Source organism: Microbacterium sp. (assembly GCF_043427715.1).
Taxonomy (GTDB): Bacteria; Actinomycetota; Actinomycetes; order Actinomycetales; family Microbacteriaceae; genus Microbacterium.
The window spans coordinates 81,817-97,956 of record NZ_JBHWTD010000041.1 but is presented as its reverse complement, the minus strand read 5'-3'; the positions used below and the strand labels follow the sequence as shown (position 1 = coordinate 97,956).

Here is a 16,140-nt window from a genome sequence, read left to right as displayed (position 1 = left end):
GGCCTCCGGCCGGCTGGCCGAGCTGGAGGAGCGACACTGCGGTGCGTCCGGTCCTCGCTCCGCTGCGGTCCGGGCGCTCCTCGGTCGCTCCTCCAGCTTGTACGCTCCCTCCTAGAGTTGCGTAGGCTGAGCCCCGTGTATCGCTCCTTCCGTGTCGATGGCTTCCGAGGCCACCATTCGGCCGAGTTCGCAGACTTTGGCATCGTGAACATCCTGACTGGCCTCAACGATGCGGGGAAGACAAGCATCCTGGAAGCGCTCTTCCTGCATTCGAGCGGCCCCCTTGCTGGCGCGTTTGCAGTGCAAGCTCTTCGACCTGGCAGGCGTCAGGACGAGATTGCCGTCACTCCGGCGGGAATCGACGACCCCTGGGCGCCGCTGTTCCACAATTTCAACGTCGACGGTGAGATCAAGCTCGACGCCACTACAAGCAAAGGTCCTCAGACAGTCGCCCTCACGCAAGACAAGGGCACTGACGGCCAGGTCGCAATTGGCGGCAAACCGATCACGGATAATCAACAGCCGAGGACTTCGATTAACGTCAGCGTCAAAACAGAGAAGACGCTTCTTCCAGAGCAGTTCCGCCAGTCGATGATTTTCCACTCGTCATCAACCGGAACAGCGACGAACATATCGCTCGAGTTTCGGCTGGATCCGCCGCAGGGCGAGGCGCTGTGGAAGGCCGCGATCGTCAAGCCCGGCGTTCTTGGTGCCGACTTGGCCGCCGTTTACTCCGAGATGCGAAAGCGCAGTGCGGGCAACGCTCTACTCGAGGCCATCCAGAAGATCGATGATCGCATCTCGCACATTGAGGTTCTGTCCGAGAACGGCCGCTCTCAACTCCATGCTGAAGTCAATGGCCAGCTCATTCCTTTCGAGCTCCTCGGCGATGGGCCGAATGCAGTGGCTCAGTATCTAGTGTCGATGTGGGCGGCGCGCGACGGTGTCCTCCTGATTGACGAGGTAGGAAGCGGCGTCCACTATTCCGTGCTTGAGACGATGTGGAACTCGATCTATCGAGCAGCCAAGCGGATGAACGTGCAGGTTTTTGCCACTAGCCACAGTCAAGAAGCGCTAGTTGCAGCCCATCGGGTCATTAACGACCGGCAGGACGCCCTCGCGGTTTACCGTATGCGTAGAAGCCCCTCATCGGAGGCATCTACCCGTGTCACTCGGTACGCCGGTGCGACACTTACGAGTGCGATCGAAGCCAACGCGGAACTTCGTTGACGGTAAAAGAGACCCCGCATCCTGGCGGGCAGCCCATAGTTTTCGACCGCCCCTGCGTGCTGCTGGTCGAAGGCCCCGACGATCGCGCGTTCGCCGCACGACAGATTGAGGTGTTCGATACCCGGGACAGATGGCATGTGCACCACATGGAAGGCAATAGCACCGACTGGACGGGTATCCTGGGCGTCATACTCAACAGCGACCCTTTCCAGGATTCCGGGTTCGCGATCGGGATAGTCCTCGACAGTGACCTGAACCCTGCCGCAGCGGCAGATAAGGCGAAGGGGCACTTTCGGGATGCCGGACTGCCGGTACCGACTGACCATGCCGCAATAGCCCGCGGACAGATCCGCACTGGCTTCTTCCTAATGCCCAATGGTGAGGACAATGGGGCACTGGAAGAGCTTCTGCTTGAGGGCGTGGAGGGTAGTCGGCGTGCTCTTGCGGAGTCCTACATCGAGAACGTGTCCGAGACCTTCGTTCCGCCCAAGAAGCCTCGCAAAGCAGTCGTGCAGGCGTACTTCGCCGGCCAAGTCGACCACGTCAAGTCGATACCCGTTGCTGTGCGGAAGGTCGAAGTCGTCGACCCGAATGCGACGGCGTTTGACGCCTTCAGGAAGTTCTTGAAGGATCTTTCCGAGTAGTGCCCGCTCGGCTACCTCGACGTCGATACGTCGACGCCAGCGTGAGCCACGAAGACCTCCGGTGATCGATATGAGTGTCGTTACCCACATCGTCCCGGAGGTCTTCGCTACCTCAGACGTTCACAACCTCCCGGGGAAGAACACCTAGGCGTTAAGCCCCCGGGTTCACGGCAGAGGGGAGCACCATGCGAACACCGATGCGGATGGAGGCGCCGCCCTCCTCGAAGAAGCTCGGAGCCACCGCCTCCCACTCCGCGTAGTGCGGCGCCGCGCGGTGGGCCGCAAGCGCAGTCTCGTCTGCGTAGACCTCGTAGATGCCGTAGACGCAGACGGCAGGCTCGAGGGCAACGATGTCGTACTGCAGACAGCCAGGCTCGGTGGTGAGTGATCGCTCGGCGAGGGTCGCGGCGGCGGCGAGGAAGCGAGCTTCCTCGGCCGGGCGCACACGGAGTGTTACCCATACCACGGTGGCGCCATCGATGTGAGGGATCAGCGTCGCAGCGCTAGAGGCGTCGATGGCACCGGGCACCGGCGTGGAACGGGAAATGGTCATTGGTTCGAGAAGGCGGCGTCGAAGGAGGCGGCGGGCGTGGGCCAGAGCAGCGATCGCACGAAGCCCACGGCCTCGGCGGCGCCGTGCAGGCGGTCCATGCCGGCGTCCTCCCATTCGATCGAGATCGGGCCGGCGTAGCCAATGGCCTCGAGGGCGCGGAACGAGTCCTCCCACGGCACGTCACCGTGTCCAGTCGAGACGAAGTCCCATCCGCGGCGCGGGTCGCCCCAGGGCAGGTGCGAACCCATAACACCGGCGCGGCCGTTCGTGGGGCGCAGGCGGGTGTCCTTGCAGTCGACGTGGTAGATGCGGTCCTTGAAATCCCAGATGAAGCCGACCGGGTCGATGTTCTGCCACATCATGTGCGACGGGTCCCAGTTGAACCCGAACGCCTCGCGGTGGCCGATGGCTTCGAGGGTGCGCACCGAGGTCCAGTAGTCGTAGGCGACCTCGCCCGGGTGCACCTCGTGCGCGAATCGCACTCCCTCGGCGTCGAACACGTCGAGGATCGGGTTCCAGCGCGCCGCGAAATCCTCGTACCCAGCCTCGATCACCGAGGCAGGCACCGGCGGGAACATCGCCACGTACGGCCACACCGACGACCCGGTGAACCCGACGACAGTGTCAACACCCAGCTTGCGGGCGACGCGCGCCGACCGCTTCATGTCCTCGGCCGCGCGCTGACGCACGCCCTCGGCGTCTCCGTCGCCCCACACGTAGGGGCGCAGGATCGCCTGGTGGCGGAAGTCGATCGGCGCATCGCACACCGCCTGCCCGGCGAGGTGGTTCGAGATCGCGTAGACCTTCAGGCCGTGACGATCCAAAATCTCCAACCGCGACGCCAGGTAGGCCGGATCGTTATCCGCCCGCTCGAGGTCGAGATGGTCACCGGAGGCCGCAATCTCCAGTCCGTCGTAGCCCCATGAGGCGGCGAAACCGGCGACCTCCTCCAACGGCAGATCCGCCCACTGACCCGTGAACAGAGTGACCGGGTGCGACGACGATCCGGCACCGGCTGCGCCGCTCACGCCGCGCTCGTCTCGACCGGCCGCACCGCGGCGACGTCTACCCACTGGCCGCTCGTCGAGGAGGCGACCACGGCATCCGTCAGCTGCGCCGCCCGCACGCCGTCGGTGAAGGTCGGCAGCCCGTCGACAGCCTCCCCGGAGATGGCCGCGTGCACGTCGCGCACGAACAGGGTGAAGCAGTCCTGGTAGCCCTGCGGATGACCCGACGGCACGCTCACGTACGAGCGGGCGGCTACGTCGCCGAAGGTCTCGAGGCCCTTGGGCAGCAGGGAGACACCCTCGGTCGAGCCGATCCAGAGTTCGTTCGGGATCTCCTGGTCGAAGGCGTACGAACGCTGCTCGCCGTCGAGTGAGAGCCAGAGCCGATTCTTGCGTCCGGGGCTGGCCTGCGAAATGACGACGGATCCGGTGGCGCCGCGGTCGGTTTGGAACATCATGGTCACCCCGTCCTCGGTCGAGACCGGCACCTCACCGCCCTCTGACAGTCGAGTGTCGTGCAGCCGCGAGCGCTGGGCGAGCAGCCGCTCGATGCGGTGGCCGGTGGCGAACTCGAACAGGTCACACCAGTGCACGCCGATGTCGGCGAAGGCGCGCGAGGCGCCGTCATTGACCCGCCAGTTGTAGCTCGACCGCTCGGCCATCCAGTCCTGCAGGTAGTGGCCGTGGGCGAGCCAAATCCGCTCGCCCGAGGTGGCGATGCGAGCGCGGGCCTCGCGCACGGTCGGGTAGAAGCGGTAGACGAAAGGCACGGCGTGCACCACGCCGGCGGCTCGGGCGGCGGCGTCGAGGCGCGCGGCCTCCTCAGCGCTGAGCGCCAGCGGCTTCTCGCACACCACGTGCTTGCCGGCAGCGATGGCGGCCTCGGCGAGCGAGACGTGCTGCGCGTTCGGGGTGCAGATGTGCACGATATCGACGTCGGGGTGGGCGATGAGCTCCTCGGCGCTGAGCGCGAGCGGCACGCCCGCCTTCCCAGCCGCGGCCCGGGTGCGCTCCGCGTCGCGACCCGCGTAGGCGAGCACCTCGCCGCCGGTGGCACGCACCGCGGCGGTGTGCACCCGGCCCATGAAGCCGGTGCCGATGATGCCGCTGCGCAGCGGCCGGCGGGCGCCGGCCATCACTTCTTCCTCGACAGGGCCACCGCCGCGATGATGATGGCACCGCGCACGACCTGCTGCTGCGCCACGTCAAGCCCGGCGAGGATGAGTCCGTTGTTGACCAGCCCCATGAATAGCGATCCGAACAGGGTGCCGATGATGGCACCGCGACCGCCGAACAGGCTGGTGCCGCCGAGGATGACCGCCGCGATGACGGTGAGCTCGTCGCCCTGGCCCCACTGGAAGCGGCCCGACTCAAGTCGCCCGGCGTAGAGCATGCCGGCCAACGCCGCCGCCATGCCCGAGATGAGTAGCACGGTGAACTTGATGCGGGCGGTGCGGATGCCGGTGTAGGCCGCTGCGGTCGGGTTGCCACCGGTGGCGAGCACCTTACGGCCGTACCCGGTGCGGTTCATCACAACCCAGCCCACGGCCACGGCAAGCACGGTCCAGACCAGCAAGCCCGGCACGGGACCGAAGTCACCGCCGCCGAAGATCATCACGTAGAGGCGGTCGGCGATCGGCTGCGGAGCCGAGGAGGTGATCCACTGCGCGAGGCCGGCGGCGAGGCCGAGCATGCCGAGCGTGACGAGGAACGACGGGATCTTGAGCAGCGCCACCAGGCCGCCGTTGATCGCGCCAATCACGGCGCCGGCCGCAAGACCGGCGATGATGCCGGGGATGAGGCCGAACTGCGTCGTGGTCATCGCCGTCACCACCGAGGCGAGGCCCGCGACCGAGCCCACCGAGAGGTCAATCTCGGCGGTCGCGATCACGAAGGTCATTGCGATGGCCATGATCGAGATCGTGGCGGTCTGCCGCACGATGTTGAGCATGTTGTTCGGCGAGAGGAAGCCGTCGTTGCCGAGGAAGATGGCGAACAGGATAAACACCACCACGAAGGCGATGTAGATGATGTTGCTGCGCCAGTCAAGGCGGGCCGCGACGCGCGCGGCGAGGGAAGGCCGGGTGGCCGTCGTGGGGCTGCTCATGCTGCCTCTCCTTGGATGATGAGTTGGAGCTGTTCTTCGCTCTCGACGTCGGTGCGGGCGAGTTCGCGGGCCGAGCGGCCCTCGCGGATGACGACGATGCGGTCGGCGACGGCGAGCAGCTCGGGAAGTTCGGACGAGATGAAAACGACGGCGTTGCCCTGAGAGGCGAACTCGCGCACGATGTCGAGGATCTCGGTCTTGGTGCCGATGTCAACACCGGCGGTGGGCTCGTCCATGACGAGGATCCGCGGCTCGGTGTTGATCCACTTCGCCACAACGACCTTCTGCTGGTTGCCGCCCGAGAGCAGGCTGACCGGGGCGTACGGATCGGCCACCTTCACGGCGAACCGCGTCACGAGCTGGTCGGTGAGCGCCCGCAGCTTCGCCATGGAGAGGAAGGCGCCCGACTTCACTCGGCCGAGCACCGGCAGGGTGAGGTTGTCGGAGACGGAGTGCTGCAGGACGAGGCCCTGCTCGCGCCGGTCCTCGGGGATGAGGGCAACGCCCGCGTCCTGCGCCGCGATCGGGCTGCCGAACCGCACCGCCTGGCCGTCGACGCGGAGGGTGCCGCGGGTAGGCTTGTCCATGCCGGCCACCACGCGGGCGAACTCGGTGCGACCCGAGCCCATGAGGCCCGCGAGGCCGACGATCTCGCCGGCGCGCACGGTGAGGCTCACGTCCTCGAGCACCGAGTCGCTTGCGATGCCAGCGGCGTCGAGCAGCACGGGAGCATCCGGCGCGAGGGCGCGGTCGCGGTAGACCAGGTCGCTGGCGAGGCGGCGGCCGATGATGGCCTCGATGATCTCGGCGGCGCTCAGCTCCGCCACAGCCGAGGAGAGCACGACGCGGCCGTCGCGCAGCACGGTGATGCGGTCGGCGACGCGGCGGATCTCGTCCATGCGGTGCGAGATGTAGACGATCGCGATGCCGCGAGCCTTGAGGGTCTCGATCAGCGTGAACAGGTTCTCGACCTCGTGCTTGGCCAGGCTCGCGGTGGGCTCGTCCATCACCAGCACGCTGGCGTCCTTGGCGAGCGCCTTGGCGATCTCGACCAGCTGCCAGTAGGCGGTGCCGAGGTCCTCGACGCGGGCCTTCGGGTCGATCGTGACGCCGAGGCCGTCGAACAGCTTGCGGGCGGCGCGCTCGGCGGCGCGGTCGTCGACGAGACCGGCGGTGCCGCGCAGCTCGCGGCCGAGGAAGATGTTCTGCGCCACCGTCATCGACGGGATGAGGCTGAACTCCTGGAACACCATGCCGATCCCGGCACGCTCGGCGTCGGTGGTGTCGCGGATCTCGACCCGCTCGCCCTTCACCTCGATGGTGCCCGAGGTGATGGGGTGTACGCCCTGCAGCACCTTCATCAGGGTCGACTTGCCGGCGCCGTTCTCACCCGCGAGGGCGTGCACCTCACCGGCCACGATGTCTATGTCGACCGACTTCAGCACCTCGACCGGGCCGAATTTTTTCACGATCTGCCGCATGCGCACCGCGGGGGAGGCTGCGGCAGATCCGTCGGCGATATCAGACATCGGCCGAGCCCGCGGTCGCGGCATCCGGAACCGACACCCACTGGCCGGTGCGACCCGATTCGAGGATGGCCTCGTCTACCAAGGCGGCCTGGTAGCCGTCGGTGAAGTTGGGCGAAACGGTGCCACCCTCGACCACGGCCTTGATGAAGTCGTGAGCCTCGATGATCTTGGTCTCGCCGTACCCGATGCCAAGCGCGGGGATGGGCCACAGGGATTCGCCGTAGGGCGTGTTCGGGCCGGTGTAGACAGTGCGGAAGCCGCGGCGGTCGCCGGCATCCTTCTTGAAAGCCACCTGCAGCTCGTCGCGGTTCTCGTAGTTGAAGAAGATCGAGCCCTCGGTGCCGTGAATCTCGAAGGTGATGTAGTTGTTGCGGCCCCAGGCGTTGCGGGTGGCCTCGATCGAGCCGACGGCGCCGTTGGCGAACCGCACCAGCGACATGGCCTCGTCGTCGACGTCTACCTCGCCGCGCGGGCCTTCGTTGTCGGTGTTCGAGGCACCGAGGTTGTCGAAGCCGCCGGACTGCAGCGGGCGGGTCGGGATGAAGGTCGACACCACCGAGGTCACGGCCGAAATCTCGCCCACGAGGTAGCGGGCCAGGTCGACCACGTGGGAGCCGATGTCGCCCACTGCTCCCGATCCGGCGACCTTCTTCTGGAAGCGCCAGCTGAGTGGGGAGTTGGGGTCGGCGCTCCAGTCCTGCAGGTAAGTACCGCGGAAGTTGAGGATCTCGCCGATGGCGCCCTCGTCGATGTACTTCTTCGCCAGCGCCACGGCCGGGGTCCGGCGGTAGTTGAAGGCGACCGCAGTCACTACACCCGCCTTCTCGGCGGCGGCGAGCATGCGGCCCGCCTCCTCCGCGGTGGGAGCGAGTGGCTTCTCGCAGATGATGTGCTTCCCGGCCTCGGCCGCCGCGATCGCGATCTCGGCGTGCGAGTTGTTGGGGGTGGCGATGTCGATGACGTCGATGGACGGATCTGCGATCACGGCGCGCCAATCGCTGGAGTACCCCTCCCAGGCGTAGCGCTCAGAGGCGGCGCGGGCCAGGTCGTCGGTGACGTCGACGACGACCTTCTTGACCGGGCGGGCGGGCGCCGGGGAGAAGAACATGGGCATGGCGGCGTAGGCGAGCGAGTGGGCCTTACCCATGAAGCCGCCACCGATCATGGCGATGTTGATGTCCTGCATGGCTGTCTTTCTGAGAGAAGGAGGATGAAGGGGCGCTCGGTGGGCACGAACGGTCGCGCCCACCGAGCGGATGGGGTGGTGCGGGTGGTGTCGATCCGTCAGTCGACGTAGGCGTCGCGTACCGCGGCGGGGGCCTCCGACCCGTAGACCTTCTCCCACGCCTCAAGCACGTTTTCGTGGTCGACCGGAAGCGAGCTCAGGGCGACGTAGGACGGAACCTCCTCACCCAGGATGCTCAGCGCGGCCAGGTCAGCCTCGGCCACGCCCTGGTCGAACGGAAGCTGGGCGCCCAGACCGACGATCATCTGGTTCTTGGCCAGTGCGATCGCGACATTGGTGCCGAGGTCTTCGGTGGCGATCTTGATGTCGGTACGGCCGGTCTCGCGGGCCGCCGCCATCACGCCCTCGGCGGGGACGTCCCAGACTGCCCAGATGCCGTCGAGGTCGGCGTTCTTGGTGAGCATGGCGCTGGCGACGCCCTGGGCGTCACCGGCGAAGTCGGGGCCGGCGATGCCCTGCTCCTGCACAATCTCGATGTCCGGGAACTTCTCAGTGATGGTGTCCTTGAAACCCTCGTAGCGCTGCTTGGTCACAAAGAAGTCGGCCTCGTGGTAAATCACGCCGATCTTGCCCTGTCCGCCCAGCGACCGAGCGAGAAGGTAAGCGCTGGTTACGCCATTGCCATAGTTGTCGGCGGACACCATCGACACGTAGTCCTGGCCGGCGATGAAGCCGTCGGGAACGTTGTCCATGAAGACCAGCTTCACACCCTGCTCGGCGGCCTTGCGGTATGCGCTGGCCGTGGCCACCGGGTCGGTGGGGATTGAGACGATGATGTCGGGGTCCTGGGTGAGGACGGTCTCGATCTGCGACACCTGGGTGGCCGGATCGAAGTCAGCGTCGGTGGTGGCGATGACCTCGATGCCGAGGCGGTTGAACTCAGAATTGAGTCCGTCAATCTGGGCGTTGGCCCAGTCGTTGCCGCCGTAGTGCATGACGATGGCCGCCGTGAGGCCCATGCCCGCGATCTCGGCGGCCTGCTCGTCGGTGACGACGGTGGCGTCAACCGAGGAGGGCTCCTCGCCGTTCGGGCCGGTGCTGAGGACGGTGCCGGTAATCTCGGCGAGTGCCGCATCGATCTCGGCGGCTACGCCTGCGTCGACCTCGGTGGTGGTCCCGCCGTCGGCGGGCGTGCAGCCTGCCAGAGCGAATATCGCCGCGGCCGCCGTGACGGCGACGAGGGCGTTTCTGATCTTCATCCGGGTGCTCCTTTGCTAGAGATGTTCAGGTGGTTCGAACCCTGCTGGTTCGGGTGGGTGGCTTGATTCGTCGGCGACCGAATCCTTGCTCAGGCGCCGAGCTTGCTGGCTTTCAGGTACGCAAGGCTGCGGGCCGCGGCAGCCGCCTGGTCACCCGGGTAGCCGTCGAGCTCAACAGTGACCCAGTCGTCATAGCCGACCGCCACGGCGGCATCGATGACCGCGGCGAGGTCGAGGTCTCCCTCGCCGAGCGGCCGGAAGGCGTTGGTGGCCAGGTCAATATCCTTGAGGTGCAGGTAGTCGAGACGATCGGCGTACTTCGTGATGACGGCTGCCGCATCGCCGCCGCCGGCGGCGATGTGGGCGACGTCGGCGCACAGGCCGATGCTCGTCGCGGCAAATAGCGCGTCGATGTGCTCCGGGCCCTGCGCCAGGCTGCCGAGATGTGGATGGTAACTGGGAACCAGACCAGCGGCGCGTGCTCGATCCGCGACGGTGCTGAGGAACTCCCCAGCCACGACGAAGTCCTCGTCACGACGGCCGGTCGAACGGATCGCGCCGCCGCCGACCACGTAGTGGCGGGCACCCGCGGCTGAAGCGAGGGCGATGGAGCGATCGAAGCGGGCCAGTTCGTCGGCGTGGGCGTCGCGGTAGATGAGGTGGCCGCCGCTGTATACGCCGACGACTTCGAGTCCGGCCCCGCGTACAGCGGCGGTGAACTCGTCCATCGACTCTTCGAATGGCAGGAGGTTGCCGTCGAACAGTTCGATGCCGGTGTAGCCGGCCGTGGCGATGGCCGTGAGCGTGACGTTCACGTCACCGGGGGTGACATAGAACCCGGTGCCGAGATCGGTGACGGCGTTCGGGTTTCCGATCACCCCGCCCCAGGCGTTTGCTTCGTACGCGAACTTCATCACTTCTACCTCCTTGTAGACCCCAGTGGTGTCGCGTTGAGCGTACAAGTTATGACATCTGCATGTCAATACTCGACCTTTCCCTGGCACATCTAATGACAGGGTAAGTTCCTACTATGGATGTGACGACCGGCGCTGGGGACCTGCTCCAACTTCTACGTGACGGTCGCCCACGGACGAGGTCCGATCTCGTGAAAGAGACTGGACTTGCCCGCACAAGCGTGGTCAATCGACTCGGAGCGCTGACATCAGCTGGCCTGGTTGCGCACGCGGGGACGACGCAGACGTCGGGAGGGCGCCCTGCCGGGCGCTTCATCTTCGAGCAAACTTCGCGCGTCACCATCGGCGTAGATCTGGGAGCGACCCACGGCTCCGTTGGCGTGCTCGACCTCTCGGGCAGAATTCTCCGGCAAGAGGATCGCAGGCTGAGCATCGCGGAGGGCCCCGAAGCGACCCTTCGATGGGTGAACGACACAGCCGTACGACTGCTCGCCCAAACTGGCTATGACCAGTCGAGGCTTCTTGGCATTGGGGTTGGTGTCCCTGGGCCTGTGGAACACGCGACGGGTCGCCCTATCCGGCCACCGATCATGCCCGGTTGGGACGGCTTCGACATCCCGAACTTCATCCGTTCGGAGTTGGACACGCCGGTCTTCGTCGATAATGACGTGAATCTCTTAGCCCTAGGCGAGCACGCCTCTCAATGGCCGGATACCGACGACTTGCTGTTCATTAAGGTCTCAACGGGCATTGGGGCGGGGATCATCGCCGGCGGCGTGCTGCAACGCGGCTCTCGCGGCTCCGCCGGGGATCTGGGTCATGTCCAGGTTCCGGGCGCGTCGGCTGATGGGCCCGATCTGGAGGCGACAGCCAGCATTCCCGCGATCGCGGCCGAACTCAGCTCGGGGGAGCGACTCCTCGAACCAGATCACGTCGTCGACCTCATCCGAACCGGAGATCCGGACGCGATAGAAGCTGCACGCAACGCCGGGAGAGCGATCGGTGAGGTCACCGCAATGTGTGTGAGCCTCCTCAACCCCTCGGTCGTCGTGGTGGGCGGCCAGTTGGGCGCGAATGTGCAGGAGATCATCGCCGGTATACGCGAGATTGTCTACCGGAGATCCATACCGCTGGCGACCCAGCATCTCAACATCGTGCCCGCCCGCGGCGGCACGGGCGCCGGAATTCGTGGGGCCGGTCTGATGGTCCTCAACGAGCGGCTCAGCCCAGACGCAGTCGACAAACTCGTCGCAGGGTCGACTGAATCATCCTGATCGCCGGCGCGGCATCCGTCACGGTCGGGCGGTCACCGGCGAACCCCGGCGCAGCAGCCGCAGCAGCACGCCGTAACGCGGGCTGAACAGGTAGACGAGGGTGAACACGACACCCTGCACGACGATGACCAGTCCGCCGGATGCCGCGTCGATCCAGTAGCTGAGATAGATCCCGATCACGGATGACACCGCCGACATGACCGGGGCGATGACGAGCATCCGCCCGAACCGATCGGTCAGCAGATAGGCCGTCGCCCCCGGGATGATCAGCATGGCGACGACGAGGATCACGCCCACCACCTGCAGCGCCACCACGGCGGTGAGGGCGAGGACGCTCAGCAGCAGCGCCCCCAGCAGGCGAGGCGACAGCCCCAGCGCGAACGCGTGCGTCGGATCGAACGCATACAGCGTGAGATCACGCCGCTTGACCACGAGCACGGCGAACGCGACAGCCGCGAGCACACCGATCTGCACGAGGTCCTCGGTCGAAACGCCCAGGATGTTGCCGAAGATGATGTGATTCAGATCCGTCTGACTCGGAGTCACCGAGATGAGGACGAGTCCCAGCGCGAAGAGGGTGGTGAAGACGATGCCGATCGCGGCATCCTCCTTGACCCTGCTCGTCCCGCGGATGAGGCCGATCAATCCGACCGCGACGAAGCCGAACACCAGCGCACCGATCGCGAACGGGGCGCCGACGATGTAGGCCAGGACGACGCCGGGCAGGACGGCATGGGAGACGGCATCCCCCATCAGCGACCAGCCCACGAGCACGAGCCAGCACGACAGCAGCGCGCAGACGATCGCGGCGATCACCGTGGTCGCGAGCGCCCGCACCATGAACTCGTACTGCAGCGGTTCGAGGATCAGATCGAGGATGCTCACCGCCCCTCCCCCCGTCGAGGATCGAGCCCGAAGGCGCGTGCCAGGTTCTCCGGACGCAGCGCCTCGGTGACGGTGCCGTGGAAGACGACCCTCTGCTGCAGGAGCACGGCGTCGTCGGCGAGGTCGGGCAGCGCGTGCAGGTCGTGGGTGGAGACGAGGATCGTGCGTCCGTCGGCGGCGAGCTCCCGCAGCAGCCGGACGATCGTCCCTTCGGAGGCCTTGTCCACGCCGGCGAACGGCTCGTCGAGCAGCATGACGCCGGCATCCTGAGCGATGCCGCGGGCGACGAACGCGCGCTTGCGCTGACCTCCCGACAGTCGCCCGATCTGCCGCTCGGCGAGCTCCGTCAGCCCGACCCGGGCGAGCGCCTCGTCAACGATCTGCCGATCGCGGGCGCGGGGACGACGGGTGACACCCAGGTGGCGGTACCGCCCCATCATCACGACGTCGCGCACCGACACCGGGAACGCCCAGTCAACGTCCTCGCTCTGCGGCACGTAGCCGAGGACGCCCTTCCGGCGGGCGGCGGCGGGGGCGACACCGTCGACCTCCACGCGGCCGGTCGAGGGCCGGACCATGCCGGTGATCGTCTTGAACAGGGTCGACTTGCCGGACCCGTTCATCCCGATGAGTCCGGTGACCTGCCCCGTTCCGACCTGTAGGGACACGTCATCGAGGGCGACGACGTCGCCGTACCGGACGCTGACACCCTGGACGGCGATCACGGCGCCGCTCCGGTGAGCCCCGCGACGATCGTGTCGGCATCGTGGCGGATGAGATCGAGATACGTCGGGACCGGCCCGTCCGGGGCGGAGAGCGAATCGACGTAGAGGATGCCGCCGAACTCGGCTCCCGTGGCATCCACCACCTGCTGCATCGCCTTGTCGGACACCGTCGATTCGCAGAACACCGCGGGCACGTCGTTCTCGTTCACGAATTCGATCGTCGCGGCGATCTGCTGCGGCGTGGCCTGCTGCTCGGCGTTGACCGGCCAGATGTACGCCTCAGTCAGGCCGGCGTCGCGCGCCAGGTAGGAGAACGCACCCTCGCAGGTGACCAGGGCGCGCTGGGCCTCGGGGACGGTGGCGAGACGGGCGACGAGGTCGTCGTGAACCGCCTGCAGCTCGGTCTTGTACGCGGCCGCATTCGCCTCAAAATCGGGAGCGTGGTCGGGTGCCAGCTCGGCGAAGGCCGCCGCCATCGTGTCGACGTAGGCCTGCACGTTGAGAGGGCTCATCCACGCGTGGGGGTTCGTCTTGCCCGCGTAGGCGTCAGCGGTGATGTCGATGGCTTCGACCCCCTCCGAGACGACCACGTGCGGCGCATCGGCCGATTCCACGAACTGGGCGAACCACGCCTCGAGGTTCATGCCGTTGTCGAGGATGAGGTCAGCCTCGGAGGCGCGCGCGACATCCTGCGGGGTGGGCTCGTAGCCGTGGATCTCGGTGCCCGTCTTCGTGATCGACTCGACCCGGAGGTGCTCGCCCGCCACGTTCTCGGCGATGTCGGCGAGGACCGTGAAGGTCGTCAGCACCGTCGGCCGGCCGTCGTCCGCGCCCGTGCTGGCGGGCGCGCACGCGGCGAGCGCGGCGAGCGCGGCCAGGGATGCGAGCGCGGCGATGAGACGGGACTTTTTCGGCACACCGAAAACATACTTTTCGGGCCACCGAAAACGCAATGTGACGATACAGACGCACGACCGGTGGTGCGGGTGTGCACGCGTGGGGCGGATGAGCCGCCGGAAGGCCGACCGGTCGTGCATCCGTACGCCGCAGGGACCACCGCGCCGCCGCGGGATCATCCCTCCGCCGTAGCGGGATGAGCCGTCAGGCCGACGCGGCGGGGCCACCTCCCTGGCGAGCATGAGGGCATGACCTCTTCACTCCGACGCCGCACCGCCCTCGTGGTCGTGCCCGCAGCATCCGTTCTCGCCCTTATCTGCCTCGCCGGCTGCAGCAGTCTCACCGAGACGATGCGGAACGAAGCCAGCCACGAGTTCGCGACGCAGGCCGAGCTCGCCGACGGCTGGGACAAATCCGCCCCGTGGGTGCCGAACGACGCCGTCGACATCTCGACGCACGAGTCGTCGTCGGGCGACTCGGCATCGCTGATCGCCGTCAGCGGCACGCGGCTCGACCCCACGCAGTGCGTGGAGGTCGAGCGGCAGTCGTCGCCGTCGTTCACCCTCGACGATGCACCCAACGTCTACAAGGCCGACATGGTCTTCGCGTGCGGCGACTGGGCCGTCGTCCCCACCGGCGACGGGTGGTACGGCTGGACGCCGAACCACCCCGATGAGAAGGCCGCGTCACCGGCTCCGTGAGCGGGACACCCCGTGGAGCGGGGAAGATGTCTGCATGGTCGACATCGTCCGGTTCTGCCGCAGCCGCAAGGACGGGCGGCGGTGCACCCGTCACCTCGACCACCTGGGTCTGCATCGCCATCGAGCGGTGATGTGGGCGGATGCCACGGCCGACCCGCCCACCTGCCCCGGCTCCGGCGCCGTGGCCGCCCCAGCCGAGCCTTCCCCCGATGGCTACCCTCACGGCCGCGGCCTGTGCCGCGAGTGCTCGCGTCTCATCCCGATCGAGACCGGCCGGCTCGCGTCGCATGACAGTTCGGATGCCGGGGAGTCACCCGAGGAGACCATGTGGCGGAGGGAGTGGCTCAACACCCACGGGTGGTGACCCTCAGCCCCCGAACTCGGCCAGCATGACCAGCGGTGTCTGATTCTGATCGCAGATGTGGCTAATCGTGCCGTATTCGCTCCAGACGTCCTCCATGGCGCCCCCGGCGACGCGGTCGCGCTCGCGGAGGATCTCCAGGATGACGGCGAAGGCGGGGGCGAGGTCGGTGACCGACGACTCGTGGAGCTCCGCGAGGTCCAAGGTCGCGGCATCCACCCGGTCGTACCACTCCCGCGAACCGAACGCAGTGTAGAAGCCGTATCCGTCATCGGCGTTCTGCAGCTGACTGAGCACGTCGGAGAACCCCGCGCATTCTGCGGTGACGGCCGGGTTCTCGTCGAACGGGTCGGGCGAGAAGGTGACGACGGCCTCCCACGGGGTGCCGTCCGACGCCCAGACGTTCACGGTCCGCTGCGACTCCGGCAGGAGCGGCCACGTCATCTCGTGGTCGCCGTCGCACGGGCCGGTCAGTGTCGCCTGTCCGAGCGCCATCGAGTCGCCGAGCTCCACCGAGAACCCGCCCTCGCCGACGCAGGTGAAGTCCACCGTGATCGTCCGCGATCCGTCCGGGACGGACACCTCCAGTGCCTCCGTCGCTCCCGTGCCGACGCCGTTCAGCAGGTCAGCCGGCAGCGTCGGCGGGTCGGTCGGGGTGGCCGTCGGCTCCGGCGTCTCGGCCGCGGGCGGCGGCGCTTCGAGCGTGATCGCATCAGCGGCGACGGGCTCGGCGTCTGCCGTCGCGCAACCGCCGAGCGCGAACATCGCGGTGCCGACGGCGGCGGCGATCGCTGCGCGCCGAACGACACCGTCCCCCCAGATCATGGAACGTGTCTACCACGCAGGCCCGCCGCCGGGCGAGCCGGTC

At 67.1% G+C, this 16,140-nt stretch carries 17 protein-coding genes; 5 read left to right on the top strand and 12 right to left on the bottom strand.

Annotation, left to right across the window (positions count from 1 at the left end; all coding sequences use genetic code 11):
* The first annotated feature begins 135 nt into the window (after positions 1-135).
* Both ACHFGS_RS04395 and ACHFGS_RS04390 read left to right on the top strand, forming a co-directional pair.
* On the top strand, positions 136-1,230 hold the full coding sequence (locus ACHFGS_RS04395; protein WP_394279773.1) for an ATP/GTP-binding protein: 1,095 nt from the start codon (positions 136-138) through the stop codon (positions 1,228-1,230).
* Between the two features lie 56 nt (positions 1,231-1,286).
* Positions 1,287-1,874, top strand: a complete 588-nt coding sequence (locus ACHFGS_RS04390; RefSeq protein ID WP_394279774.1) for a DUF3226 domain-containing protein — start codon at positions 1,287-1,289, stop codon at positions 1,872-1,874.
* Positions 1,875-2,025: 151 nt separating this feature from the next.
* Here ACHFGS_RS04390 and ACHFGS_RS04385 read toward each other — a convergent pair whose 3' ends face one another.
* The 8 genes from ACHFGS_RS04385 to ACHFGS_RS04350 all read right to left on the bottom strand — a co-directional run bounded on the left by ACHFGS_RS04385 (position 2,026) and on the right by ACHFGS_RS04350 (position 10,429).
* Entirely contained in the window at positions 2,026-2,427 is a 402-nt protein-coding gene (locus ACHFGS_RS04385) for a putative quinol monooxygenase (protein WP_394279775.1), read from the bottom strand.
* A complete protein-coding gene (locus ACHFGS_RS04380) occupies positions 2,424-3,455 on the bottom strand; it encodes a sugar phosphate isomerase/epimerase family protein (RefSeq protein WP_394279776.1) in 1,032 nt (343 codons plus the stop codon). Before ACHFGS_RS04380 ends, ACHFGS_RS04385 begins: the two co-directional genes overlap by 4 nt.
* Entirely contained in the window at positions 3,452-4,570 is a 1,119-nt protein-coding gene (locus ACHFGS_RS04375) for a Gfo/Idh/MocA family protein (protein WP_394279777.1), read from the bottom strand. Before ACHFGS_RS04375 ends, ACHFGS_RS04380 begins: the two co-directional genes overlap by 4 nt.
* The gene (locus ACHFGS_RS04370; RefSeq protein WP_394279778.1) at positions 4,570-5,541 is read right to left on the bottom strand and encodes an ABC transporter permease; all 972 of its coding nucleotides are present in this window, start codon (positions 5,539-5,541) and stop codon (positions 4,570-4,572) included. The genes ACHFGS_RS04375 and ACHFGS_RS04370 overlap by 1 nt, the downstream gene beginning before the upstream one ends.
* A complete protein-coding gene (locus ACHFGS_RS04365) occupies positions 5,538-7,070 on the bottom strand; it encodes a sugar ABC transporter ATP-binding protein (protein WP_394279779.1) in 1,533 nt (510 codons plus the stop codon). Before ACHFGS_RS04365 ends, ACHFGS_RS04370 begins: the two co-directional genes overlap by 4 nt.
* Positions 7,063-8,256: a Gfo/Idh/MocA family protein gene (locus ACHFGS_RS04360; protein ID WP_394279780.1), complete on the bottom strand. Its 1,194-nt coding sequence runs from the start codon at positions 8,254-8,256 to the stop codon at positions 7,063-7,065. The genes ACHFGS_RS04365 and ACHFGS_RS04360 overlap by 8 nt, the downstream gene beginning before the upstream one ends.
* Before the next feature lie 98 nt (positions 8,257-8,354).
* Positions 8,355-9,515, bottom strand: coding sequence for a substrate-binding domain-containing protein (locus tag ACHFGS_RS04355; RefSeq protein ID WP_394279781.1), 1,161 nt, complete (start codon positions 9,513-9,515; stop codon positions 8,355-8,357).
* An 89-nt stretch (positions 9,516-9,604) separates the two neighbouring features.
* Positions 9,605-10,429: a sugar phosphate isomerase/epimerase family protein gene (locus tag ACHFGS_RS04350; RefSeq protein ID WP_394279792.1), complete on the bottom strand. Its 825-nt coding sequence runs from the start codon at positions 10,427-10,429 to the stop codon at positions 9,605-9,607.
* 116 nt (positions 10,430-10,545) lie between these two features.
* Here ACHFGS_RS04350 and ACHFGS_RS04345 point away from each other — a divergent pair, with 116 nt between their 5' ends.
* Positions 10,546-11,703, top strand: coding sequence for an ROK family protein (locus tag ACHFGS_RS04345; RefSeq protein WP_394279782.1), 1,158 nt, complete (start codon positions 10,546-10,548; stop codon positions 11,701-11,703).
* Positions 11,704-11,721: 18 nt separating this feature from the next.
* Here the strand turns inward: ACHFGS_RS04345 and ACHFGS_RS04340 are convergent, their stop codons facing one another.
* The 3 genes from ACHFGS_RS04340 to ACHFGS_RS04330 are packed head-to-tail and all read right to left on the bottom strand — an operon-like array spanning position 11,722 to position 14,230.
* Complete coding sequence (locus tag ACHFGS_RS04340; protein ID WP_394279793.1) at positions 11,722-12,543, bottom strand: metal ABC transporter permease; 822 nt, start codon at positions 12,541-12,543, stop codon at positions 11,722-11,724.
* A gap of 41 nt (positions 12,544-12,584) precedes the next feature.
* Entirely contained in the window at positions 12,585-13,313 is a 729-nt protein-coding gene (locus tag ACHFGS_RS04335; RefSeq protein ID WP_394279783.1) for a metal ABC transporter ATP-binding protein, read from the bottom strand.
* A complete protein-coding gene (locus ACHFGS_RS04330) occupies positions 13,310-14,230 on the bottom strand; it encodes a metal ABC transporter substrate-binding protein (RefSeq protein ID WP_394279784.1) in 921 nt (306 codons plus the stop codon). Before ACHFGS_RS04330 ends, ACHFGS_RS04335 begins: the two co-directional genes overlap by 4 nt.
* Positions 14,231-14,458: 228 nt before the next feature.
* Here ACHFGS_RS04330 and ACHFGS_RS04325 point away from each other — a divergent pair, with 228 nt between their 5' ends.
* Complete coding sequence (locus tag ACHFGS_RS04325) at positions 14,459-14,911, top strand: hypothetical protein (RefSeq protein ID WP_394279785.1); 453 nt, start codon at positions 14,459-14,461, stop codon at positions 14,909-14,911.
* Between the two features lie 34 nt (positions 14,912-14,945).
* Positions 14,946-15,275: a hypothetical protein gene (locus ACHFGS_RS04320; RefSeq protein ID WP_394279786.1), complete on the top strand. Its 330-nt coding sequence runs from the start codon at positions 14,946-14,948 to the stop codon at positions 15,273-15,275.
* Positions 15,276-15,278: 3 nt separating this feature from the next.
* On the opposite strand, the gene ACHFGS_RS04315 is transcribed toward ACHFGS_RS04320, so the two are convergent.
* Positions 15,279-16,097 (bottom strand): hypothetical protein, encoded by an 819-nt coding sequence (locus ACHFGS_RS04315; RefSeq protein ID WP_394279787.1) that lies wholly within the window; start codon positions 16,095-16,097, stop codon positions 15,279-15,281.
* Positions 16,098-16,140 lie beyond the last annotated feature (43 nt).